Origin of the sequence: Streptomyces sp. NPDC046931, assembly GCF_040644655.1 — a bacterium.
In the GTDB taxonomy this organism is placed as follows: domain Bacteria; phylum Actinomycetota; class Actinomycetes; order Streptomycetales; family Streptomycetaceae; genus Streptomyces.
The window spans coordinates 1-21,477 of the sequence record NZ_JBEYWX010000018.1 but is presented as its reverse complement, the minus strand read 5'-3'; the positions used below and the strand labels follow the sequence as shown (position 1 = coordinate 21,477).

Here is a 21,477-nt window from a genome sequence, read left to right as displayed (position 1 = left end):
CGTACGGCGGCGCAGGTGGCGCTCAGCGGTCGCGCAGGGGACGGGGCGGCGCGAACCGCACCTCGCGGACGCGCGGAGAGTAGTGCAGCACCAAAGGGCCGGACGGCGCCGGGAGCCCGGCCGCCGCCGTCAGCGTCTGGCGCAGGTCCACCATGTCGGCCCCGTACAACGGCCAGGGCTCGTGGTCGACGGGCGTCTGCCACAGCACGCGGCCGGTGCGGGTGAAGGCACGCCACCGGGAGGTCAGCCATATGTCCCGGGCGCAGGGGGCGACCGGTGCGCCGGGCCGCACGGTGAGCCCGTAGGAGGGGAAACCCCCGCGGCGGACCCCGGCGTACCGCACGAGGCCGTCCTCCATGTGCACGGTCAGGGCGCCGAGGTGGTACGGCGCGCCGATGGCCCGGGCCGCGAGCATGACGGCCGTGCCGACGTCCAGGGACAGGAACCACAGGCCGTCCAGACCGTCGGGGCGGCGCACGTAGGTGCGCAGGTTGGTCTCCGGGAAGGACCACCGCGGGGGCGGCAGACCGCCGGGCCGCAGGGCCGACATGACGAAGGGCGTGAACCCGACCCATGCCGCGTCCTCGTACGTGTCGACGGTGAGGCCCGGCGGCAGCAGGTCCTGCACGATCCACGGCTCGTAGGACCAGTGGACGAAGGTCTGGCTCAGCCACCGTGCCTCGGCCACGGGCAGGACGACATGCTGTTCGGCGGTCCTCGCCACCATGGGTCCAGGCTACGCGCGACCGTCGGCGACCTTGGCGCGCCGGGGCACGGCCGGGTTGCGGACGGCGGTGTGCAAGGGGTGCAGTGGGTTGGGGGCCCAGGCCGAGGGGCGCCGGGCGGTCGCCGTCGACGGGGGCCGTCGTCCAATGCAGGAGGCGGAGGACCGGACCATGACCACCATCGCGATCGTCGGAGCCGGTCCCGGCCTCGGTGCCGCCGTCGCGCGGCGGTTCGGCCGCGAGGGGCACGACGTAGCCCTCGTCGCCCGCGACCGGGCCCGCCTCGACGCCCTGGCCGCGGAGCTCGCCGGGGAAGGAGTGCGGGCACGGGGCTTCACCGCCGACGTACGCGACCCGAAAACCCTGGCGGTGGCACTGGACGCGGCGGCCTCCGCCCTCGGGCCGGTCGAGGTCCTCCAGTACAGTCCCCTCCCGCCTCCGGACTTCATGCGACCCGTCCTGGAGACCGGTCCGGAGGACCTGCTCGGCCCGGTGGAGTTCTCGGTGTACGGCCCCGTGACGGCCGTGCGGCATGTGCTGCCGGGGATGCGGGCGCTCGGCCGTGGCACCGTCCTCTTCGTCAACGGCGGCACGGCGGCGGTCCCGCAGCCCGACCGGGCCGGCACGTCGATCGCCTTCGCCGCCGAGAGCGCCTACGGCCGTCTGCTGCACGACACGCTCGCCGCCGACGGCATCCACGTCGCCCAGCTGGTCGTCCCCGGCGCGATCATCCCCGGGCACCCCCGAAAGGACCCCGCCGTACTGGCGGACACCCTGTGGAACCTGCACAGGGAGCGCCACGGCTTCCGCCGGTACGCGGACGACCTGGGCGCCTGACGCTCCCTGAGGAGCCCGGCCGCAGCGGACCGACCGCCGGTGCGGCCGCACAGCCCGGCCCGTCACCCCAACATCGGTGCATGTGTGCCTGGCCGCTCTCACGGCCGGACCCGGTCCCGTGCCGTCGGCGGACGCCGTCGCCGCGGTGGTGGCCGGCGACGACGGCGTCGAGGTGACCTGGGCCGCGGACGGCGCACGGTCGCGGGTGGAGTTCCGGCCGTTGACCGTGGCCCTGTTGCGGTAGGCGCCCGGGATCAGCCGATGTGGTAACCGTCCCCGTACACCTTCCAGTCGAGCGGCGGGTCGAGGTTCAGGTTGCCCTTGCGCAGGAAGACCCGCTGCTCGGTGTCGACCCGGCTGGTGTCGCTGTGGGCCTCCTCCTGCTTCATGGCCCACACCCGCGCGTCGAGGAAGGCGTTGAGGTACGCCACCTCCGTGCCGCCCTGCGCCGGCGGCTTCGCCGTGCGCAGCGCGCGCTTGCGGATGTTGCGGAAGCTCGTCGGGTCGTCACCGTCGCCGTGCATGACGAGGGCGTCGTAGTACGTGAACTGCCCGAGCACACCGAGCCCGTCGGCCTTGCCCTGCCGGACGGCGGGGTTGAAGTACACCCGGTCGCGTTCGTCGTTCTGCGCCTGCTGGAACGCCGTGTCCTGGGCGGCCTTGCGCCAGTCCCCGGGGAAGTCCGGGTCGAGACCCGCGTGCGAGTCGCTGCCGTTCACCCGGCGCAGCGCGGGCAGGTACTTGGCGAGTATGTTGCCGGGCTTGCGGTCGGTGTAGAGCTGCACAAGGTCGAGCATGTCGCCGGTGCCGGAACAGAAGCCGATGAGGCCGGCGGTGTAGCCGCGCCCGTCACCGATGTCCTCGATGTACTTGTACTGGGCCTTCCAGTCGAGGGAGGAGTTCTCCGCGCTGGAGACCAGCTCCATGGCGATCTCCTTCTTCGCCGGATCGTCGAGGCCCACGGCCCTGGCGGCCGTGGGAGCCGCCGAGGCGTACGGGGAGTTCAGCAGCGGCACGGCCGCCAGGGACGCCCCGATGAGGGCGAGAACGGTACGGCGGGACGTGGCCGTCGGGCCTGCCGCGACGGAGGAGGGATGCACCACGGGGACTCCAAGAGAGGTGAGGGGCGGCTGCACTGATAGGAAAGTTTCCTATCAGATTGGGGCGGTGATGGGTACCCGTCAAGCGAAAGATTCGGAGGGCCGGACAACTGAGCACACCCCGGCCCTCCGGCTCGGGCGGGACCGCGTCGCCGGGGACGCCGCGCTTCTCAGGGCAGCGGCTGCTCGGCCCAGATGACCTTGCCCGTGGGCGTGTAACGGGTCCCCCAGCGCTCCGCCAGCTGCGCCACGAGGAACAGGCCGCGTCCGCCCTCGTCCGTCATGGCCGCGTAGCGCAGATGGGGAGAGGTGCTGCTGCCGTCGAAGACCTCGCAGATCAGGCTGCGGCCGCGGAGCACCCGCACATGGATCGGGGGACTGCCGTAACGGATCGCGTTGGTGACCAGCTCGCTGAGGATCAGCTCCGTCGTGAACGTCAGCTCCTCCAGCTCCCACTCCGCCAGCCGCCGCGTCACCGCCGCGCGCACCTCCCCGACAGCCGCCGGATCCATCGGCACATGGTGCTCGTCCACCTGGTCGGCCGTCAGGGCCTGGGTGCGCGCGACGATCAGGGCGATGTCGTCGCCGGGCCGGGACGGCAGCCGGGCGTCCAGGACCGCCCGGCAGGTGTCCTCGGGCGACGGTCCCGCCTCCGCCAGTGCGGCGCGCAGCAGCTCCAGTCCGGCGTCTATGTCCCGTTCTCGGTCCTCCACGAGCCCGTCCGTGTACAGGACGAGCCGGCTGCCCTCCGCCAGCTCCAGGTCCGCCGTCTCGAACGGCAGGCCGCCGAGTCCCAGCGGCGGACCGGCAGGCACGTCGGGGAAGTGGACCCCGCCGTCGGGCCGGATCACCGCCGGCGGCGGATGTCCCGCCCGGGCGATGGCGCAGCGCCGCGTCGCCGGGTCGTAGATCGCGTACAGACACGTCGCACCCGTGACCGGCGCGCTCGCGTCCTCGGCCGTCTCGTTCTGGTCGATGCGGGCCACCAGTTCGTCCAGCAGACCGAGGAGTTCGTCGGGCGGCAGATCGAGGGCCGAGAAGTTGTGGACCGCCGTGCGCAGCCGTCCCATCGTGGCCGCCGCGTGCAGGCCGTGTCCCACCACGTCCCCCACCACCAGAGCCACCCGGGCGCCTGACATCGGCAGCACGTCGAACCAGTCGCCGCCGACCCCGGCGTGCGCGGGAAGGTACCGGTAGGCGATGTCCAGGGCGCCCTGCTCGGGCAGTCTCCGCGGCAGCAGACTGCGCTGCAGCGTCACCGCCATGCTGTGCTCACGCGTGTACCGGCGCGCGTTGTCGATGGCGACCGCGGCCCGGGCCACCAGTTCCTCCGCCAGCGCCATGTCCTCCGCGTCGAAGGGTTCCGGCTTCTCGGAGCGCCAGAAGTTCACGAGGCCCAGAATGAGCGACCGCGCCCGCACCGGCACGGTGATCAGCGAGTGGATGCCGTACGCCACCACCGACGTGGTGCGCTCCCAGTCCTGCGCGAGCCAGCCCGGCGCCTCGCCGAGCCGGGGCTCCAGGCTGGCCCTGCCGCTGCGGAGGCTGTGGGCCTGCGGAGATGACGCGACGAACTGGATCCGCTGCCCCAGCGGGTACAGAGGGGCGTTCCGGCGGATTCCGCAGGACGCGGTGCGGCACAGCGGGGACCCCGCTTCCGGCTCCTCACCGTCCAGCACCGCGTCGTACAGATCGACGGTGACGAAGTCGGCGAACCGGGGGACCGCCAGCTCCGCCAGCTCCTCGGCCGTGCGCCGCACGTTCAGGCTCGTCCCGACGGCCCCACCGGCGTCGTAGAGCAGGGTGAGGCGCTCGCGCGCCACCTCGGCCCGGCCGGACAGGGCGCGCAGCTCCGTCGAGTCACGGAGGGTGGCCACGCTCCCGGGCGGGCCTCCACCCCGGTCCGTGGGCCGCTGGTTGATGGCCAGCAGCCGGTCCCCGACCGGCCGCACCTCGTCGGTGGCGATCCGTCCGGAGGCCAGCAGTGCGGCGGTGTCGGGGGGCAGTCCGAGGTCGGTCACATGGCGTCGCTCGGCGTCGGCGGGCAGGGCGAGCAGACGCTGCGCCTCGTCGTTGGCGAGCAGCAGATCACCATCGCCGCTCAGGATGATCACTCCCTCGCGGACGGAGTGCAGCACCGCGTCGTGATGCTCGTACATCCGGGTCATCTCACCCGGCCCGAGGCCATGGGTCTGGCGCAGCAGCCGCCGGCTGACCAGCGCCGTCCCCGCCGTGGCCAGGGCCAGTCCGACGGCCGCGGCGCCCAGCACCAGCGGCAGCTGCCGGTCCGCGGCCCCGCCCACGTGTTCCGCGGTGACACCGGCCGACACCAGGCCCACGACTCTGCCGTCGACCGCCTTGACCGGAACGATGGCCTGCACTATCCGGCCGAGGGTGCCGTTGATCTCCTCGGTCACGGTGTCACCGGCCAGCGCGGGCTCGATGTTCCCGACGAACTGCTGGCCGATACGCTCCGGCACGGGGTGGGTGTAGCGCACCCCCCGGTTGTTCATGACGACGATGAAGTCCACGTGGGCCGTGCTGCGGGCGGCCTCGGCGGCAGGTTGCAGCACGGCCGTGGGGTCGGGGCTGGACAGTGCCTCGCGGGTACCCGGCGCGTTCGCGAACGCCTCGGCCACGGCGAGGGAACGGTTGCGCGCCTCCTGGGCGGTGTCGCGCCGCACCTGAAGGAGCAGCGCCGCCACCGCGGTCATCACCAGCAGCAGCACGATGACCACTTGCAGTGCGAAGACCTGTCCGGCGACGCTGCGCCCGGTCAGCGCCGACCACAGCGCCGAGAGGGCCCCGGGCCGCCGTCGGTCCGTCTCCTGCTGCTGTTCGGCCGGCGGAGGGTGGGGTGGCTGCGGGGCCCCCGGTGAGGACAGGCCGCCGCAGCTCTGCGCGCGCGAATCGCGCAGATCGCCGGGACGACGGGACGACCGGGAGCCGGTTCGACCCAGGAGTCGGACCATGTGCCCTGTCTACACTTCCCGGCTGCGTCAGGCGAGAGCACCACACACGGTGATGGTGCGTTCCCCGGTTGCGAGGCGGAACAGGACGCAGGTGAGGGCCGAGTGCGACGCCGTGAAAGTGCCGGCCGCTCTCGCCGCCGAGTGGCGGCGCCACGCCCACTTTCGAGTGACTTCGGAGCCAGTCTGCGAAACCCCGGGGCGGCCGTGGCCGACCATCGCAGTCGGCCGGGCAACTCCGCCCGCACCGTCCGCCGGGAGTCCGCCGGGAGTCCGCCGTGCACATCCTGCTCGTGGCCACCGCGTACAACAGCCTCACCCAGCGCGTCCACGCCGAGCTGCGCGACCGTGGCCACACCGTGGCGGTGGAACTCGCCCTGCCGGGGGTCCCCCTGGCGGACACCGTACGGCGGCACACGCCGCACCTCGTGCTCGCGCCGATGCTGAAGACGGCCATTCCCCGGGAGGTGTGGACCGCCTACCCGTGCCTCGTCGTCCATCCGGGCCCCGTCGGAGACCGCGGGCCGTCATCCCTGGACTGGGCCGTCCTGGAAGGCGCCCATCGATGGGGCGTGACCGTGTTCCAGGCGGAGGACGAGATGGACGCGGGCGCCGTGTGGGCGTCCGTCGCGTGCCCCGTGCCACCGGTGTCCAAGAGCGACCTGTACCGGGGCGAGATCGCCGACGCGGCCCTCGCGGCGGTCCTGCTGGCCGTGGAGCGCTTCGCATCCGGGGCCTGCACCCCACTCGCGCAGGGTCCGGCGCGAAGCCGCCCGTACCTGGACCAGAGCGTCCGGCGGATCGACTGGGGCACCGATGCGACGTGGACCGTCGTGCGCAAACTGCGGTCCGCGGACTCCCAGCCCGGCGTGCTCGACGTGCTGCTCGGCGAGGAGTGGTACCTGCACGGCGGCCATCCGGAGGAGGGCCTGCGCGGGGCCCCCGGGGAACTGCTCGCCACCAGGGCCGGGGCGATCTGCCGGGCCACCAGGGACGGTGCCGTGTGGATCCCCGAACTGCGCCGCCGGCGCGTTCCGGGGCAGCCGCGCCCGGTCAAGCTCCCCTCCGTGCAGGCACTCGGCGACCGGCTGCCACCGCTGCCCGAGCTGCCCGTGGCCCCGGACGCCACGGGGCCCGCCTGGACGGACATCCGGTACCGCGAGGAGGGCGGCGCCGGCTTCCTCTCCTTCACCTTCCCCGGCGGCGCCATGAGCACCACCCAGTGCCGGCGCCTGCTGGCCGCCTACCGGGACGCCTGCGCGCGCCCCACCTCGGTGCTGGTGCTGGGCGGCCGACGGGACTTCTTCTCCAACGGCATCCACCTGGGCGTGATCGAGGCCGCCGACGACCCCGCGGCCGAGTCCTGGGCGAACATCAACGCCATCGACGACCTGGTCGAGGCGGTCCTGACGACCACGGGCCGGCTGGTCGTCTCCGCGCTCGGCGGAAACGCCGCGGCGGGCGGCGTGATGCTCGCCCTCGCAGCCGACGAGGTCTGGTGCCGCGCGGGCTGCGTCCTCAACCCGCACTACCGGCTGATGGGCCTGTACGGCTCCGAGTACTGGACGTACACGCTGCCCCGCCGCGTCGGCGCCACGATGGCCGACCGGCTCCTGCACGAGGCCCTCCCGGTGAGCGCCGCGAGGGCCCGCGGTCTCGGACTCGTCGACCAGGTGATCGAGTGCGGGCCGCAGGACTTCACGGCGCAGGTCCGTCGGCTGGCGGTCCGGCTGGCGGCGCATCCGGGAACGCGGTCCCGGATCGCGATGAAGAAGGCGGAGCTGGATCGCCAGGAGAGCAAGGAACCGCTGGCCGCCTTCCGGGAGCGGGAACTGGCCAGGATGCACCGGATCTTCCACCACCCGGGCGCTCCCTACCACGCACTGCGGCGGGCCTTCGTCCGCAAGGAGACACCGTCGTGCACGCCCGCGCATCTCGCCGTCGCCACGAGCATGCGGACAACGGCGGGTCCGGCCGGGGCGGGGGGCACGGCCGCCGCGGCTTCCGCCGAGGGCGCCGCCTCACGGCCACACGACTGATGGCAGGACCCAGGAGGGACGGGAATCGGCGGCCCCTCCCTCGCCGCGCCGCACGAGACCGCCGCCTACGCGCCGTGTCCAGCGGCCCGCCGACGCCCGAAAGGACCGCTCCGTGAGCGTGACCGTGTTCGCCCCGGAGACGGAGGCACGCTTCGCACTCGCGCGGCGGGTCGCCGACACCGTCCTCTTCGAGGGCTGTGCGCTCCACCCGTACCTCGGCTCCGCGGACGAGCACCGGCTGCGCCGGCAGTCCGGGGTACTCGTACCACCCGCCTGGGGCGCCGGCCGCGAGGAGGAGTACGACTTCCAGCACACCGAGTGCCTGATGGAGCCCGGGCCGGACGCCACCCTGGCGGTCGAGCTGCGCTTCCTGCGCGTCCGGCGCCGCACGGTCCAGCGTGCTCTCGGCGACGGCACCTTCACCAAGGTTTCCGAACTCCCGCTGGAGGACCGCGTGCTCGTCGCCCGGGACGAGGGTATCGAGGAGCGCGTCGAAGCGGTCGTGACACCGGCCGAGCTGGTCGACGGCGACGGCGTCACGGTCGCCTTCACCCGCCCGGCCGAGGAGGAGAGCGAGCCGGTCCTCGACGGGGACGGCCGGACGGCCGGCCGCCTGCTGCGCCGGTACGAGGAGATCAGCGGAGCGATGCGGCTGTCGGCACGTCGGCTCGACGGCCCCTTCCGGGTCCTGCGGCTGACCGCCGTCGTGGAGAACACCAGCCCCTGGGCCCCCGCGGAGGACGAGGCCGCCGAACGGGGCGCCGCGCTGCCCCGCTCCCTGGTGGCCACCCACCTCCTGCTGGGGCTCGGCTCCGGATCGTTTCTGTCGATGACGGATCCCCCCGAATGGGCGAAGGAGGCGATCGCCTCCTGCCGCAATCTCCACACCTGGCCCGTCCTCGCCGGTGAACCCGGCCGTGCGGACGTGGTGCTGTCCTCGCCGGTCATGCTCGGGGACCATCCGGCCGTGACCACAAAGCCCCCCGGCACGCCGTACGAGGGCTTCCCCGACGAGTACGGGGTCGTGCGCCCGGAGACCCGGTGGGGCGCGGTGGACGGCGCCGCCGTCGACCCGGCCCCCCGCCACGTCCTCGTGGACGGCCGGCCCGTGCGCGCCGGGAGCCGGGTGCGGCTCCACCCCGGTCTGCGGCGCACCGACGCACAGGACCTGTTCCTGCGCGGCCGTACCGCGACCGTCGAGTCCGTGCTGCACGACGTGGACGGCTCGGTGCACCTCGCGGTGACCGTGGAGGACGACCCGGGCGCCGACATCCGCCGTCAGCAGGGCAGCTTCCTGTACTTCCGGACCGACGAGGTGACACCCCTGGAGGACGAGGCATGAGCCCTGGCACCGAACACGGCACGATCCTGGTGGCCGGCATCGGGAACGTCTTCCTCGGGGACGACGGCTTCGGCGTGGAGACCGTCCGCGCGCTGAGCGGACGCCGGCTCCCGGGACACGTAGAGGTGCTGGACGTCGGCGTGCGCGGAGTGCATCTCGCCTACCAGCTCCTCGACGGCTACGACACCCTGGTCCTGGTGGACGCCACCACGCGCGGCGGGGACCCCGGCACGCTGTACGTGATCGAGCACGGCGAGGACGCGGCGGACGGCGTGCCCGCCGCGCCGATGGACGGCCACCGGATGACACCCGACGCCGTCCTCGCCCTGCTGGGCACGCTCTGCGCCGGAACGGGCGGACAGCGGCCGCGGCGCACGGTGGTGGTGGGGTGCGAACCCGCCTCCGTGGAGGAGCGCATCGGCCTCAGTCCGGCGGTGTCCGACGCGGTGCCCGAGGCCGTCCGGCTGATCGAACAGATCCTGCGTCCCGACGCGACGGGCGACCCCACGCCCGAGGCCCTGGTCGACGACACCGCACTCTGACCGGACCGGACCGGTCCCGTCCGTCCGGCCGTTGCGTCGAACGGAGTACCCGCCCCGGCTCCACCGGCGTGCCGGTCCGGGAGCCGGTGGAGCCTCATCTCTAATGGACGTCGGCGGGCCGCCTACGCCCCGTCCCACGGGGCGGCTCCCCGGCCCCCGCCGGGACGGAGACCCATGCACGAGATGTCCATCGCGCTGGCGGTGATCGGCCAGGTGGAAGAGGCGGCCGGGCGGGCCGGGGACATCACGGCGGTGCGTGAGGTGCGGCTCCAGGTGGGCGAGCTGGCCGGCGTCGTACCCGAGGCCCTGTCCTTCTCCTTCGAACTGGCCTGTGCCGGCACCGTCCTGGAGGGTGCCGAACTGGTCACCGACTTCGTGCCCGGACGCGCCCGTTGCGCACCGTGCGCGCACGAATGGGCCGTCGGCATGCCGCCGCTGCTGATCTGCCCGCGCTGCGACGGGGGCACCACCGACCTGCTGTCCGGCCGTGAACTGCGGATCGTCGGAGTGCGCTGGGAGGACGGCCGGACGCCCGCACCCACCCGCGAACCCATTTCCGAGGAGCGCTGAACCATGTGCCGTGTGGTTGACCTGCACCAGGCCGTACTCGCCAAGAACGACCGGGCCGCGGACACCCTGCGCGCCGAACTCGCGGCCCGTGGCACCACCGTCGTCAACCTGCTCTCCAGCCCCGGCAGCGGGAAGACCGCCCTTCTGGAACGCGAACTGGTCGAGGCCCGGGACCGGGCCGTTCCGGTCGCGGCGCTCACGGCCGATCTCGCCACCGAGAACGACGCGGAACGCCTGGCGCGTTCGGGCGTCCCGGTCAAGCAGGTGCTCACCGACGGTCTGTGCCATCTGGAGGCCGGGATGCTGGCCGGCCACCTCGCAGGGTGGCTGCCCACCCCGATCCGGCTGCTGTTCGTGGAGAACGTCGGCAACCTCGTCTGTCCGGCCTCCTACGACCTGGGGGAGAAGCTGCGCGTGGTGCTCGCCTCCGTCACCGAGGGCGAGGACAAGCCCCTGAAGTACCCCACGGCGTTCGGACTGGCCCACCTGGTCGTGGTCACCAAGACGGACATCGCCGAGGCGGTCGGCTTCGACGAGGCGGCGTTCCGCGCGAACGTGGAGCGGGTCAACCCAGGAGTGGAGGTGCTGCTCACCTCGGCCCGCCGCGAGATGGGGGTGGGTCTTCTGCTCGACCGGGCCCTGGCGGCCGCGGCCGGCGCTCCCGTCCACAGCCCCGTCATGGCCCGCGAGCCGCACCCGCACACCCATGACCACGCAGGCGATCCCACCGACCACGCGCATGACCACACCCCCGATCACGCGCATGACCACGCGGGTGATCCCACCGATCACGCCCATGACCACGCGGGTGACCAGACCGATCACGCCCATGACCACACGAACGGCACCGCCGCCATGGCGCAGCCCCGCTCGTGAGCGGTCCGCCTCCGACGGCCGTCACGGCCCCCGCGTCACTGCGCCGGAGGGTCACCGTCCAGGGCGTCGTGCAGGGCGTCGGCTTCCGGCCGTATGTCCATGCCCTCGCCACCGCCCTGGACCTGCACGGGCACGTGACCAACACCCCCGAGGGCGTCGTCGTGGAGGTCGAGGGTGACCCGGCGGCCGTCACCCGGTTCTGCGACCGCATCGCGGTGGACGCGCCTCCGCTGGCCCGGGTGGACTCCGTCCACCACCAGGAGGTGCCCGTCACCGGCGACTCCGCGTTCACCATCCTCGCCTCCCGGGCGGACGGCCCCGCCCGGGCCCTGATCCCACCGGACACGGCCACCTGTGCCGAGTGCCTCGCCGAGCTGGCCGCCCCCCGCGACCGGCGCCATCGCCACCCGTTCGTCACCTGCACCCACTGTGGCCCACGGTTCACCATCGTCACCGGCCTGCCCTACGACCGGGGCCAGACCACCATGGCCGGGTTCCCGATGTGCGCCGACTGCGCCCGCGAGTACACCGATCCGGCCGACCGCCGCTTCCACGCCCAGCCGGTCGCCTGCCCGGCCTGCGGGCCGCGGCTCGATCTGCTCGTCCGCCGCGCCGGCGGAGACGGACCGCCGAGCCCGGTCACGGAAGGCGATCCGATCGCCGAGGCCCGGCGGCTGCTGGCGGGCGGCGCCGTCGTGGCGGTCAAGGGCCTGGGCGGCTATCACCTCGCCTGCGACGCCACCGATCCCGCGGCCGTCGACCGGCTGCGGCACCGCAAGGCCCGAGAGGACAAGCCGTTCGCGGTCATGGCCGCGAGCGTCGAGGACATCGAGCCCCTCGTCCGGCTCGCCCCCGAGGAGCGCGCCCTGCTCACCGGCACCATCCGGCCCATCGTGCTGCTGCGCCGCCGCACGGACGGCCCGGCCGTGCCCGGGGCCCCGCGGCCGGCCGAAGGCGTCGCGCCCGGCAGCCCCGACTTCGGCATCATGCTGCCGTACACCCCCGTGCACCATCTGCTGTTCGGCCTCCCCGGCGACCCCGACGGCCCCCGGCTGCTCGTCATGACCAGCGGAAATCTCTCCGGCGAACCCATCGTCACCGATGACGCGGAGGCGCTGGAGCGCCTGGCCCACCTGGCCGACGCCTGGCTCACCCACGACCGGCCGATCCATGTGCCGTGCGACGACTCCGTGGTGCGCGTGTGCGACGGGCAGCCGCTCCTCGTGCGCCGCGCCCGCGGGTACGCGCCGCTGCCGTTGCCCCTTCCCCTCGAGGTGCGCCCGGCCCTCGCCGTCGGCGGAGACCTCAAGAACGCCTTCTGCCTCGGCGCGGGCCGCCGGGCCTGGCTGTCCGCCCATATCGGCGACATGGACGACCTCGCCACGCAGCGGGCCTTCGAACGCGCCGTGGCACAACTGGAGTCGATCACCCCGGTGCGGCCGCGGCTCCTGGCCGCCGACCGGCATCCCGCCTACCGGTCCGCCCGTTGGGCGGACCGCAACGCGACGGGCCGCCCCGTCGTCCGTGTCCAGCACCACCACGCCCATGTCGCCGCCGCGATGGCCGAACACGGGCTCGACGGCAGCGTGCCGGTCCTCGGCGTCGCCTTCGACGGCACCGGCTACGGCGACGACGGAGCGGTGTGGGGCGGGGAGTTCCTGCTCGCCGACTACGACGGCTTCACCCGGTTCGGGCACTTGGCGTATGCGCCGCTGCCCGGCGGCGACGCGGCGGTGCACCGGCCGTACCGCACGGCCCTTGCGCAGCTGCGCCGGGCGGGGATCGACTGGTCGCCCGACCTGCCCTGCGCGGCCGCCTGCCCGGACGGCGAACGCCGCGTACTCCAGCGGCAGTTGGAGCGCAACCTGAACTGCGTCCCAACCTCCAGCATGGGTCGGCTCTTCGACGCCGTGTCGTCCCTTGCGGGCGTCCGTCACCGGTCCCGGTACGAGGCCCAGGCCGCCGTCGAACTGGAGGCCGCCGCGCTGCGGGCACCCGCCGGGGACACCGCGGCCTACGCGTTCGCCCTCGGGCCCCCGCAGCCGGACGGCGGCCCGGTGCGGGCGGATCCGGCGCCGGTGATCGCGGCGATCGTCGACGACCTGCGCGCGGGCGCACCGACGGAGCGGGTCGCGCTCCGCTTCCACCGGGCCGTCACAGCCCTCGTCCACGCCATGTGCGTAAGGGCGCGGGAGCTGCACGGAGCGGACACGGTCGCCCTCACCGGCGGAGTGTTCCTCAACTCCCTGCTCTCCTCGACCTGCGCCCGGGCTCTGAGCGCGGACGGCTTCACCGTGCTGCGCCATCACCAGGTGCCCCCGGGCGACGGCGGCCTGGCCCTCGGCCAGCTCATGGTGGCCGCCCGCGCGAGGGAGCGGACCGCGGCCCCCGACTGACCGACCGTCCCGGCAGCGCCCGGGCGACGCACCATCCACAGCGAGGAGAGGCCCATGTGCCTGGCGGTACCCGGCAGAGTGCTGGACATCGAGGAACGCGACGGCACCCGGATGGCCACCGTCGACTTCGGCGGTGTCGTCAAGGAGGTGTGTCTGGAGTACCTGCCCGACATCCAGGTCGGCGAGTACGCCATCGTCCACGTCGGCTTCGCCCTGCAGCGCCTCGACGAGGAGTCGGCCAAGCAGACGCTCGAACTGTTCGAAACCCTCGGCATGTTGCAGGAGGAGTTCGGCGATCCCTGGGAAACGGCGGCGGAGGCGAACGGAACCCTCCCGCCCGGGAGCGAGGAGGCGCGTCGGTGAAGTACATCGAGGAATTCCAGGACCCGGAGCTGGCACGCCGGCTCCTCGACGAGATCCACGCCACGGTGACCAGGCCCTGGGCGCTGATGGAGGTCTGCGGCGGCCAGACCCACTCGATCATCCGGCACGGCATCGACCAGCTGCTGCCCGACGAGGTCGAGCTGATCCACGGTCCGGGATGTCCCGTGTGCGTGACCCCGCTGGAGGTCATCGACAAGGCGCTGGAGATCGCCTCCCGCCCCGGGGTGGTCTTCTGCTCCTTCGGCGACATGCTCCGCGTGCCCGGCACCGGACGGGACCTGTTCCAGGTGCGGGGGGCGGGCGGCGACGTCCGGGTCGTCTACTCCCCGCTCGACGCCCTGAGGATCGCCCAGCAGAACCCGGACCGGCAGGTGGTGTTCTTCGGCATCGGCTTCGAGACCACCGCGCCCCCCAACGCGATGACGGTCCACCAGGCCCGCAGGCTCGGTATCCGGAACTTCAGCATGCTCGTGTCCCATGTGCGGGTGCCCCCCGCCATCGAGGCGATCATGCGGTCGCCGAGCTGCCGGGTCCAGGGCTTCCTGGCCGCGGGGCACGTGTGCAGCGTGATGGGCGTGGACGAGTACCCGGAACTGGCGCAGCGCTTCCGCGTCCCGATCGTGGTGACCGGGTTCGAGCCCCTGGACATCCTCGAGGGGGTGCGCCGGACGGTGGCCCAGCTCGAGCGCGGCGAGTACACCGTCGACAACGCCTACCCGCGTGCCGTCCGCGCCGAGGGCAACCCCGCCGCCAAGGCCATGCTGGAGGACGTCTTCGAGGTCACCGACCGCTCCTGGCGCGGTATCGGCGTCATCCCCGGCAGCGGCTGGCGGCTCTCCCCGAAGTACCGCGACCACGACGCCGAGCACCGCTTCTCGGTGGAGGGCATCCGGACCCTCGAACCCGCCGAGTGCCGCAGCGGGGAGGTCCTCCAGGGCCTGATCAAACCGCACGAGTGCGAGGCGTTCGGCACTCTGTGCACCCCGCGCACCCCGCTCGGAGCCACGATGGTCTCCAGCGAGGGCGCCTGCGCCGCGTACTACCTCTACCGGCGCCTGGACCTCACCCCCGCGCCCCGGGAGGCGACCCCCGTTGTCTGACACCACCGATCTGCGCATGCCGTCCGCGGACCCGGCGTCCTGGACCTGCCCCGCTCCGCTGCGCGAGCAGTCCCGCGTCGTCATGGGCCACGGAGGGGGCGGGGCGCTCTCCGCGGAACTGGTCCGGGACCTCTTCGCGCCCGCCTACGGGGGAGAGGTCCTGGCACAGCTGGGCGATGCCGCCGCGCTGTCGCTGGGCGGGCTGCGCCTGGCGTTCTCCACCGACTCGTTCGTGGTGCGGCCGCTGTTCTTCCCCGGCGGCAGCATCGGCGACCTCGCGGTCAACGGCACCGTCAACGACCTCGCCATGAGCGGCGCCCGGGCCTCGTACCTCTCCTGCGGTTTCATCCTGGAGGAGGGCGTCGAACTGGACACGGTCGCCCGGGTGGCGGACGCGCTCGGCGCGGCGGCGCGGGCCGCCGGGGTCGAGGTGGCGACGGGCGACACCAAGGTGGTGGAGGCGGGCCACGGTGACGGGATCTTCATCAACACGGCCGGTATCGGGCTGATCCCGGCGGGCGTCGACCTGCGGCCGCAGCGGGTCGTCCCCGGCGACGTCGTCATCGTCAGCGGTCCGATCGGTGTCCACGGCGTGGCGATCATGAGCGTCCGCGAGGGCCTGGAGTTCGGCGTGGAGATCGAGAGTGACTGCGCGGCCCTCGGCGAACTGGTCGACGCCATGCTCGCCGTCACCCCGGACCTGCATGTGCTGCGCGATCCCACCCGGGGAGGACTGGGGGCCGCCCTGAACGAGATCGCGACCGCCTCTGGCACCGGTGTCGTCATCACGGAGCGCGAGGTCCCCATCCCGCCGGCGGTCGCCAACGCCTGCGCCGTGCTGGGCCTCGACCCGATGTACGTGGCCAACGAGGGCAAGCTCGTGGCGTTCGTGCCGCGCCTGTATGCCGACGCGGTGCTGGACGCGATGCGGGCGCATCCGCTCGGCACGGAGGCCAGGATCATCGGTGAGGCGGTGGCGGACCACCCGGGCATGGTCGTGGCCCGCACCGGCCTCGGCGGCACCCGGGTGGTCGATCTGCCGATCGGAGAGCAGCTGCCGAGGATCTGCTGACCCCCCGGTGTTTGAACAGGGTCCGCCGTCCCTGCGTACTCGACGGTGTGACCTCAGGGATCCCGTTACCGCCGCCGTCGCTCATCAGGTGGTGCCGGGCCGCGAGGCGGACTTCCACTCGGGGAGTGGGCCGTGCTGCGGACGACCGCGCCGCGGCCCCGGGCAGGCCCGAGAACGACACGAGGGAGGTGGGCGGGTGAAGACCCTGCTCATCGACAATTACGACTCATACACGTACAACCTGTTCCAGCTGATCGCCGAGGTCAACGGTGAGGAACCGGTGGTCGTCCTCAACGACACCCCCGTCGACGCCCTTCCGGACCTTGCGGAATTCGACAACGTGGTGGTGTCGCCGGGACCCGGGCACCCGGCCGAGCCGCGGGACTTCGGCATCGGCGCGAGAGTGATCGCACGGTCCCGTATACCCGTGCTCGGGGTCTGTCTGGGCCATCAGGGCATCGCGGTGGGGGAGCGGGGCAGCGTCACGCCCGCGCCGCGGCCCCGGCACGGGCACCTGTCCACGGTCCGGCACGACGGCCGGGACCTGTTCCAGGGTCTGCCGCAGAACTTCACCGCGGTGCGCTACCACTCGCTGTCCGTCGCCGAGCCGCTGCCCGAGACCCTGGAGGCCACCGCGTGGGCCGAGGACGGAGTGGTGATGGGCCTCAGGCACCGCGACCGTCCCCTGTGGGGCGTGCAGTTCCATCCGGAGTCGGTGCTTACCGACTACGGCCACCGCATGCTGGTCAACTTCCGCAACCTGACCGCCGAGCGGGCACGCAGTCCCCGTACGAAGAACACCGCCATCCCCGCGTCCGCGGCCGCCGTGCCGCGCTCCCGCCGCACCGTCCGTCCCGCCCACCGGCTGCACTACCGCCGGCTCGGCACCGCAGTCGACGCCGAGGCGGCTTTCGACCGGATGTGCGCCGACGCCCCCCGGGCCTTCTGGCTGGACAGTTCACGCGTCGAGCCGGGCCTCGCCCGCTTCTCCTTCTTCGGGGACGGCACCGGCCCGCTCGCGGAGTTCGTGCGCTACGACGTCGACAGCGGAGTCTGCGAGATCGAGCGGCCCGGACGGCCGGTGCGCCGGGTCCGCGCGAACATCTTCGACTATCTCAAACGGCAGTTGGCGACCCGTCATGTCGACGCCACCGGCCTTCCCTTCGACTTCACGGGCGGGTACGTCGGCTACTTCGGCTACGAGACCAAGGCCGACTGCGGCTCGCCGAACCGGCACCGGGCCGAAACCCCCGACGCCTGCTGGCTGTTCGCGGACCGGCTGATCGCCGTGGACCACGAGGAAGGCGCCACCTACGCGGTGTGCGTCGCGGAGGACAACCCGGGGGCCACCCGAGAGGCCGCCGACTGGCTCGACAGCGCGATGGCCCAGCTCACCTTCGTCTCCTCCGAGGAGCCCGCCGACGACCCCGTTCCGGCCGAACCGGATCCCGGCGCCGCCGAGCCCTGGCTGGTGCGCGACCGTACGACCTATCTCGCGGACATCGAGGCATGCCGACGCGAGCTGGAGGCCGGCACCAGCTACGAGATCTGCCTGACCAACGCCGCCCGGCTGCCCGCACCGGACGACGCCCACGGCTTCTACCGGGTGCTGCGCCGCGTCGACCCGGCGCCGTATGCGGCTCTTCTGAGGTTCGGGGAGCTGGATGTGGCCTGCTCGTCCCCCGAGCGCTTTCTGCGGATCGCCCCGGACGGCGTCGCGCAGGCCAGGCCGGTCAAGGGCACCGCACCCCGTGGCGCGAACCCGGCGGAGGACGCACGGCTGCGGCACTCGCTGGCCGTGGACGACAAGACCCGCGCCGAGAACCTGATGATCGTCGACCTGCTCCGCAACGATCTGGGCCGGGTCTGCGAGACCGGTACGGTACGGGTCGCCCGGCTCATGGCCACGGAGACCTGCGCGACCGTGCACCAGTTGGTCTCCGCGGTCGAGGGCCGTCTGCGGGAGGGCGCGGACGCCGTGGACTGCGTCCGCGCCTGCTTCCCCGCCGGCTCGGTGACCGGAGCGCCGAAGCTGCGAACCATGGAGATCATCGGCACGCTGGAGACCGAGGCCCGCGGCGTCTACTCCGGGGCCCTCGGCTACTTCGGATGCAGTGGCGCCGCGGACCTCGGCGTCGTCATACGCACCGCCGTACTGGCCGACGGCCTGATGCACGTGGGCGCCGGAGGCGCGATCGTCCTCGACTCCGACCCGGCCGCCGAGTACGAGGAGATGCTGCTGAAGACCGCCGCCGCGATGCACGCCCACCGCGAGCACACCACCGCCCCGGCCACCGAGGAGGAGGCGGCCCGATGACCGTCACCACGTCCCGGGCCGCCCTGACACCCGCCGGCGCGGAAGCCCCCGGCAACCTCGCGGCCCAGCTCGCCGCACTCGCCGAGCGGCGCGCCTGGAACGGCCGCCCCGCCTTCCATCAGGGGCACCGATCCTGGACCCATGGCGAGGTGCACGACCTCGCGGCCCGGGCGGCCGGTGTGCTCGCCGCGCACGGCGTCGGCCCCGGCGACCGGGTGCTGCTCGCCCTCCCCGACTCCGTCGCCTGGGTCACCGCCTTCCTGGCCACCGCCCGCCTCGGCGCCGTCGCCGTCCTGGTCAACCCCGGGCTCACCCCGCCCGACCTCGAGTTCGCGGCCGAGGACAGCGAACCCGTGCTGTGCCTGACCGGCCCCGGGCTCGGCGACCGTTTCCCCCGCCGTGCCCGCCTCGGCGCCGCCCGGTTGGAGGAGCTCACCCGGGACGCCCGGCCCACCGTCCTCGCGCACCAGGTCGACGCGCACACCCCGCTCTACATCCAGTACACCTCCGGAACCGCCGGGCGTCCCAAGCCGGTCGTGCACGGACACGGTGACCCGAAGACGTACCACGACCTCATCGCCCGGCGGCTGCTGCGCCTCACCCCGGACGACGTCACGCTGTCCCTTGCGCATCTGTTCTCCGCCTACGGCTTCGGCAACGCCTTCGTCTTCCCGCTGTTCTCCGGCTCCTCCGCGGTGCTGGCCGACCGGCGTCTGGATCCGGCCGCCGTGGACGAACTCGTCGTACGGCACCGGGTGACCCTTTTGTACGCCGTGCCCGTCCAGTACGCGGCCCTCGTCGCGGAGCGGGCGGACGGGCACGAGGCATGCTTCGCGTCCGTACGAGCCGCCGTCTCGTCCGGCGAGCACCTGCCCGCCGAGCTGGCCCGCCGTGTCACCGGCCTGCTCGGCGCCCCCGTTCTGGAACAGCTGGGCTCCACCGAGGCGGGACACGCCTTCTGCGCCAACGGCGTCGACGACAACCACCCGGGCACCGTCGGCCGCCCCGTACCCGGCTACGAGGTCGAGGTGCGCGACCCCGCGGGGCATGCGGTGCCGGACGGCGAGGAGGGGGAACTGTGGGTTCGCGGCCCCACGGTGACGCCCGGTTACCCGAACCGGCCCGAGGAGACCGGGCGCGCGCTCGTCGGCGGCTGGCTGGCCACCCGGGACCGGGCGCGCCGCGAACCCGACGGCACCTTCACCCATCTGGGCCGCGCGGACGACCTGGAGACCGTCGGCGGCGTCGCCGTCTCCCCGCTGGAGGTCGAGGAACTGCTGCGCACGCATCCGGCGGTGCGGGAGGTCGCGGTGGCCGCCGTCACCGACCACCGCGGGGGGCCCCGGCTGCGCGCCTTCGTCGTGCCCGTCACCCCGATCCCCGTCGGCCTGGAGGCCGACCTGATCTGCCTGGCCCGCGAGAACCTGGCCGCCCTCGAGGTGCCCCGGGGCGTCAGTTTCGTTCCGTCGCTGCCCCGTACCCCGACCGGGAGGCTCCGCCGCCACCTGGTCCGACGGGGAGCGTGGTGACCCGGGCACAGCACGGTGGGGCCCGCCCTGCGGCCGGAGGTCCGGACGCTACGAGGGTGCGGGCCGCAGCGCCTGCATGACCGCCCAGATCACAGAGACGAACGGGACCGCCACGACGGCCCCGATCACGCCCGCGACGATGCTGCCCCCGATGACGGACACGGCGACGACGAGCGGATGCAGGCGGACGGCCCAGCTCATCACGAGGGGGTGCAGCACATGTCCCTCGATCTGGCCGATGACGACGATGAGCAGCAGCACGGCCGCCGCCGTGAGCGGGCCGCGGCCGGCGAGCGCGACCACCGTGGCGACGGCGAGCGCGACCGGCGAGCCGACCAGCGGCACGAACGTGGCGAAGAACTCCAGCAGGGTGAGCGGCAGTGCCAGCGGGACACGCAGCGCGAACAGGGCGATACCGACGAGTGCGGCGTTGCTGGCGGCGACGATGATGATGCCCCGGGTGTACCCGGCGAACGTCCGCCAGGCCGCGTGCCCCGCCCGGTCCCACGCCGCTCGTGCGCTCCGGGGCAGCAACTGGTCCCGCGTCCAGCGCCACAGCCGTTCGCCGGAGTGGAGGAAGAACACCGAGGAGAAGAGCGCGAGCGCGACTCCCGTGACCAGTTCGACGATCCTGCCGAGGCCGCTGATGGCGTTGTTGACCAGGTTCGCCCGGTGGGCGGACAGATAGGAGACGATCTGCTGCTGGAGATCGGAGAGCTTGCGGGGGCTGAGCCGGAACGGGGGGCGTTCGAGCCAACGTTCGATCTGCCGGATGCCCCCGCGGAATTCGTCGGCCAGTTTCGCCGACTCGCCCACCACCGCGTCACTCACCAGCGCGAGGATCGTGAACAGGACGAGAATGCTGCCGATGAGGGCGACGGCGACGGCGAGGGACCGTGGGAGCCACCGGTTCAGCAGGTCGGCGAGGGGCCGCAGCACCGAGGTGATGACGAGCGCCAGGAACAGGGCCACGGCGATGAGCTGGAAGCGTCCCAGGATGGTGAAGACGCCGTAGACGACGATCCCGACCAGGATCAGGCGCCAGGCGTAGGCGGCGGCGACGCGCAGCCAGGAGACCGTGCGCTCGGCCGCCGTGGCGGGAGTGGCCGGGGCGCGCCGGGGGGCGCGTACGGAGTGCGGCGGCCGGCTGCCCAGCACGACGACGCGCGCCGCGCGCCCTCGCCCCGGCCGGTCCGCCGGGCCGCCCGTCTGCGCCACCACACCTCCCGCGTCCCGGCCGTGTTCATCCTCCAAGCACATTAGGTGCAAAGCGGTCAGGTCCCCGGGTGCAACGCGCCCGCCCGACGGCGACGGCGCCTCGGCTCGACTGTTTCTGGCCAAAGGGTCACCGAGTGGCTCTCTTCGGGCAGGGCCTCGGCAAGTATCGTGAGAGGGTCGAGAGACGCTGGCGGTCCGCACCTTGTCTGCGTGATGCGGTCGGAGGAAGCGATGGGCGGCGAAGGGCCGGGGCGGTCGGAGCAGCACCTGCCCAGGCTGCGGCTGGACGAGATGCTGGACGAGGTGCAGGCCCGTATCGACGCGGCGCGCGGCACCCAGGACCGGGTGCACCGCCTGCTGGAAGCCGTGCTGTCCGTCGGACGGGAACTGGACCTGCCGCAGGTGCTGCGGGGCATCGTCGAGGCGGCCGTGGCCCTCGTGGACGCCGAGTACGGCGCTCT

Annotated in this window: 17 protein-coding genes and 1 pseudogene; 14 read left to right on the top strand and 4 right to left on the bottom strand. The window is 73.2% G+C overall.

What is annotated here, in order from left to right:
* Positions 1–22: 22 nt before the first annotated feature.
* Positions 23–727 (bottom strand): DUF2071 domain-containing protein, encoded by a 705-nt coding sequence (locus ABZ876_RS27010; RefSeq protein ID WP_361786369.1) that lies wholly within the window; start codon positions 725–727, stop codon positions 23–25.
* A 169-nt stretch (positions 728–896) separates the two neighbouring features.
* On the opposite strand from ABZ876_RS27010, the gene ABZ876_RS27005 reads away from it, so the two are divergent.
* On the top strand, positions 897–1,562 hold the full coding sequence (locus ABZ876_RS27005; RefSeq protein WP_361786366.1) for an SDR family NAD(P)-dependent oxidoreductase: 666 nt from the start codon (positions 897–899) through the stop codon (positions 1,560–1,562).
* Between the two features lie 82 nt (positions 1,563–1,644).
* Complete coding sequence (locus tag ABZ876_RS27000) at positions 1,645–1,806, top strand: hypothetical protein (protein ID WP_361786363.1); 162 nt, start codon at positions 1,645–1,647, stop codon at positions 1,804–1,806.
* Positions 1,807–1,816: 10 nt separating this feature from the next.
* Here ABZ876_RS27000 and ABZ876_RS26995 read toward each other — a convergent pair whose 3' ends face one another.
* Both ABZ876_RS26995 and ABZ876_RS26990 read right to left on the bottom strand, forming a co-directional pair.
* Entirely contained in the window at positions 1,817–2,665 is an 849-nt protein-coding gene (locus ABZ876_RS26995; protein WP_361786360.1) for a chitosanase, read from the bottom strand.
* A 167-nt stretch (positions 2,666–2,832) separates the two neighbouring features.
* Positions 2,833–5,634: a SpoIIE family protein phosphatase gene (locus tag ABZ876_RS26990; RefSeq protein ID WP_361786357.1), complete on the bottom strand. Its 2,802-nt coding sequence runs from the start codon at positions 5,632–5,634 to the stop codon at positions 2,833–2,835.
* A gap of 275 nt (positions 5,635–5,909) precedes the next feature.
* Here ABZ876_RS26990 and ABZ876_RS26985 point away from each other — a divergent pair, with 275 nt between their 5' ends.
* The 11 genes from ABZ876_RS26985 (at position 5,910) to ABZ876_RS26935 (ending at position 19,798) form a co-directional block, all read left to right on the top strand.
* A complete protein-coding gene (locus tag ABZ876_RS26985) occupies positions 5,910–7,670 on the top strand; it encodes a hydrogenase maturation protein (protein ID WP_361786354.1) in 1,761 nt (586 codons plus the stop codon).
* A gap of 112 nt (positions 7,671–7,782) precedes the next feature.
* Positions 7,783–9,012, top strand: coding sequence for a hypothetical protein (locus ABZ876_RS26980; protein WP_361786352.1), 1,230 nt, complete (start codon positions 7,783–7,785; stop codon positions 9,010–9,012).
* Positions 9,009–9,554 (top strand): hydrogenase maturation protease, encoded by a 546-nt coding sequence (locus ABZ876_RS26975; RefSeq protein ID WP_361786349.1) that lies wholly within the window; start codon positions 9,009–9,011, stop codon positions 9,552–9,554. The genes ABZ876_RS26980 and ABZ876_RS26975 overlap by 4 nt, the downstream gene beginning before the upstream one ends.
* Before the next feature lie 174 nt (positions 9,555–9,728).
* Complete coding sequence (locus tag ABZ876_RS26970) at positions 9,729–10,124, top strand: hydrogenase maturation nickel metallochaperone HypA (RefSeq protein WP_361786346.1); 396 nt, start codon at positions 9,729–9,731, stop codon at positions 10,122–10,124.
* Positions 10,125–10,127: 3 nt separating this feature from the next.
* Positions 10,128–11,000, top strand: coding sequence for a hydrogenase nickel incorporation protein HypB (hypB, locus tag ABZ876_RS26965; RefSeq protein WP_361786343.1), 873 nt, complete (start codon positions 10,128–10,130; stop codon positions 10,998–11,000).
* Positions 10,997–13,396 carry a carbamoyltransferase HypF gene (hypF, locus tag ABZ876_RS26960; protein ID WP_361786340.1) on the top strand — a complete coding sequence of 800 codons (2,400 nt, stop codon included), beginning with the start codon at positions 10,997–10,999 and terminating at the stop codon, positions 13,394–13,396. The genes hypB and hypF overlap by 4 nt, the downstream gene beginning before the upstream one ends.
* A gap of 54 nt (positions 13,397–13,450) precedes the next feature.
* Positions 13,451–13,759 (top strand): HypC/HybG/HupF family hydrogenase formation chaperone, encoded by a 309-nt coding sequence (locus ABZ876_RS26955; RefSeq protein ID WP_361786337.1) that lies wholly within the window; start codon positions 13,451–13,453, stop codon positions 13,757–13,759.
* Positions 13,756–14,880, top strand: coding sequence for a hydrogenase formation protein HypD (gene hypD / locus ABZ876_RS26950; protein ID WP_361786334.1), 1,125 nt, complete (start codon positions 13,756–13,758; stop codon positions 14,878–14,880). Before ABZ876_RS26955 ends, hypD begins: the two co-directional genes overlap by 4 nt.
* Positions 14,873–15,952, top strand: coding sequence for a hydrogenase expression/formation protein HypE (gene hypE / locus ABZ876_RS26945; protein WP_361786331.1), 1,080 nt, complete (start codon positions 14,873–14,875; stop codon positions 15,950–15,952). Before hypD ends, hypE begins: the two co-directional genes overlap by 8 nt.
* Before the next feature lie 196 nt (positions 15,953–16,148).
* The gene (locus tag ABZ876_RS26940) at positions 16,149–18,269 is read left to right on the top strand and encodes a chorismate-binding protein (protein WP_361786328.1); all 2,121 of its coding nucleotides are present in this window, start codon (positions 16,149–16,151) and stop codon (positions 18,267–18,269) included.
* The gene (locus ABZ876_RS26935; protein ID WP_361786325.1) at positions 18,266–19,798 is read left to right on the top strand and encodes an AMP-binding protein; all 1,533 of its coding nucleotides are present in this window, start codon (positions 18,266–18,268) and stop codon (positions 19,796–19,798) included. The genes ABZ876_RS26940 and ABZ876_RS26935 overlap by 4 nt, the downstream gene beginning before the upstream one ends.
* Positions 19,799–19,846: 48 nt before the next feature.
* On the opposite strand, the gene ABZ876_RS26930 is transcribed toward ABZ876_RS26935, so the two are convergent.
* A complete protein-coding gene (locus tag ABZ876_RS26930) occupies positions 19,847–21,016 on the bottom strand; it encodes an AI-2E family transporter (RefSeq protein ID WP_361786708.1) in 1,170 nt (389 codons plus the stop codon).
* 231 nt (positions 21,017–21,247) lie between these two features.
* On the opposite strand from ABZ876_RS26930, the pseudogene ABZ876_RS26925 reads away from it, so the two are divergent.
* A pseudogene (locus ABZ876_RS26925) lies at positions 21,248–21,477 on the top strand (histidine kinase); the annotation flags it as partial.

Bases quoted from the DNA above. Each gene is read 5' to 3' on its own strand.
- ABZ876_RS27010 (WP_361786369.1), bottom strand. From the start codon at position 727: ATGGTGGCGAGGACCGCCGAACAGCATGTCGTCCTGCCCGTGGCCGAG.
- ABZ876_RS27005 (WP_361786366.1), top strand. From the start codon at position 897: ATGACCACCATCGCGATCGTCGGAGCCGGTCCCGGCCTCGGTGCCGCC.
- ABZ876_RS26975 (WP_361786349.1), top strand. From the start codon at position 9,009: ATGAGCCCTGGCACCGAACACGGCACGATCCTGGTGGCCGGCATCGGG.
- ABZ876_RS26935 (WP_361786325.1), top strand. From the start codon at position 18,266: ATGACCGTCACCACGTCCCGGGCCGCCCTGACACCCGCCGGCGCGGAA.
- hypB (WP_361786343.1), top strand. From the start codon at position 10,128: ATGTGCCGTGTGGTTGACCTGCACCAGGCCGTACTCGCCAAGAACGAC.
- ABZ876_RS26990 (WP_361786357.1), bottom strand. From the start codon at position 5,634: ATGGTCCGACTCCTGGGTCGAACCGGCTCCCGGTCGTCCCGTCGTCCC.
- ABZ876_RS26955 (WP_361786337.1), top strand. From the start codon at position 13,451: ATGTGCCTGGCGGTACCCGGCAGAGTGCTGGACATCGAGGAACGCGAC.
- ABZ876_RS26970 (WP_361786346.1), top strand. From the start codon at position 9,729: ATGCACGAGATGTCCATCGCGCTGGCGGTGATCGGCCAGGTGGAAGAG.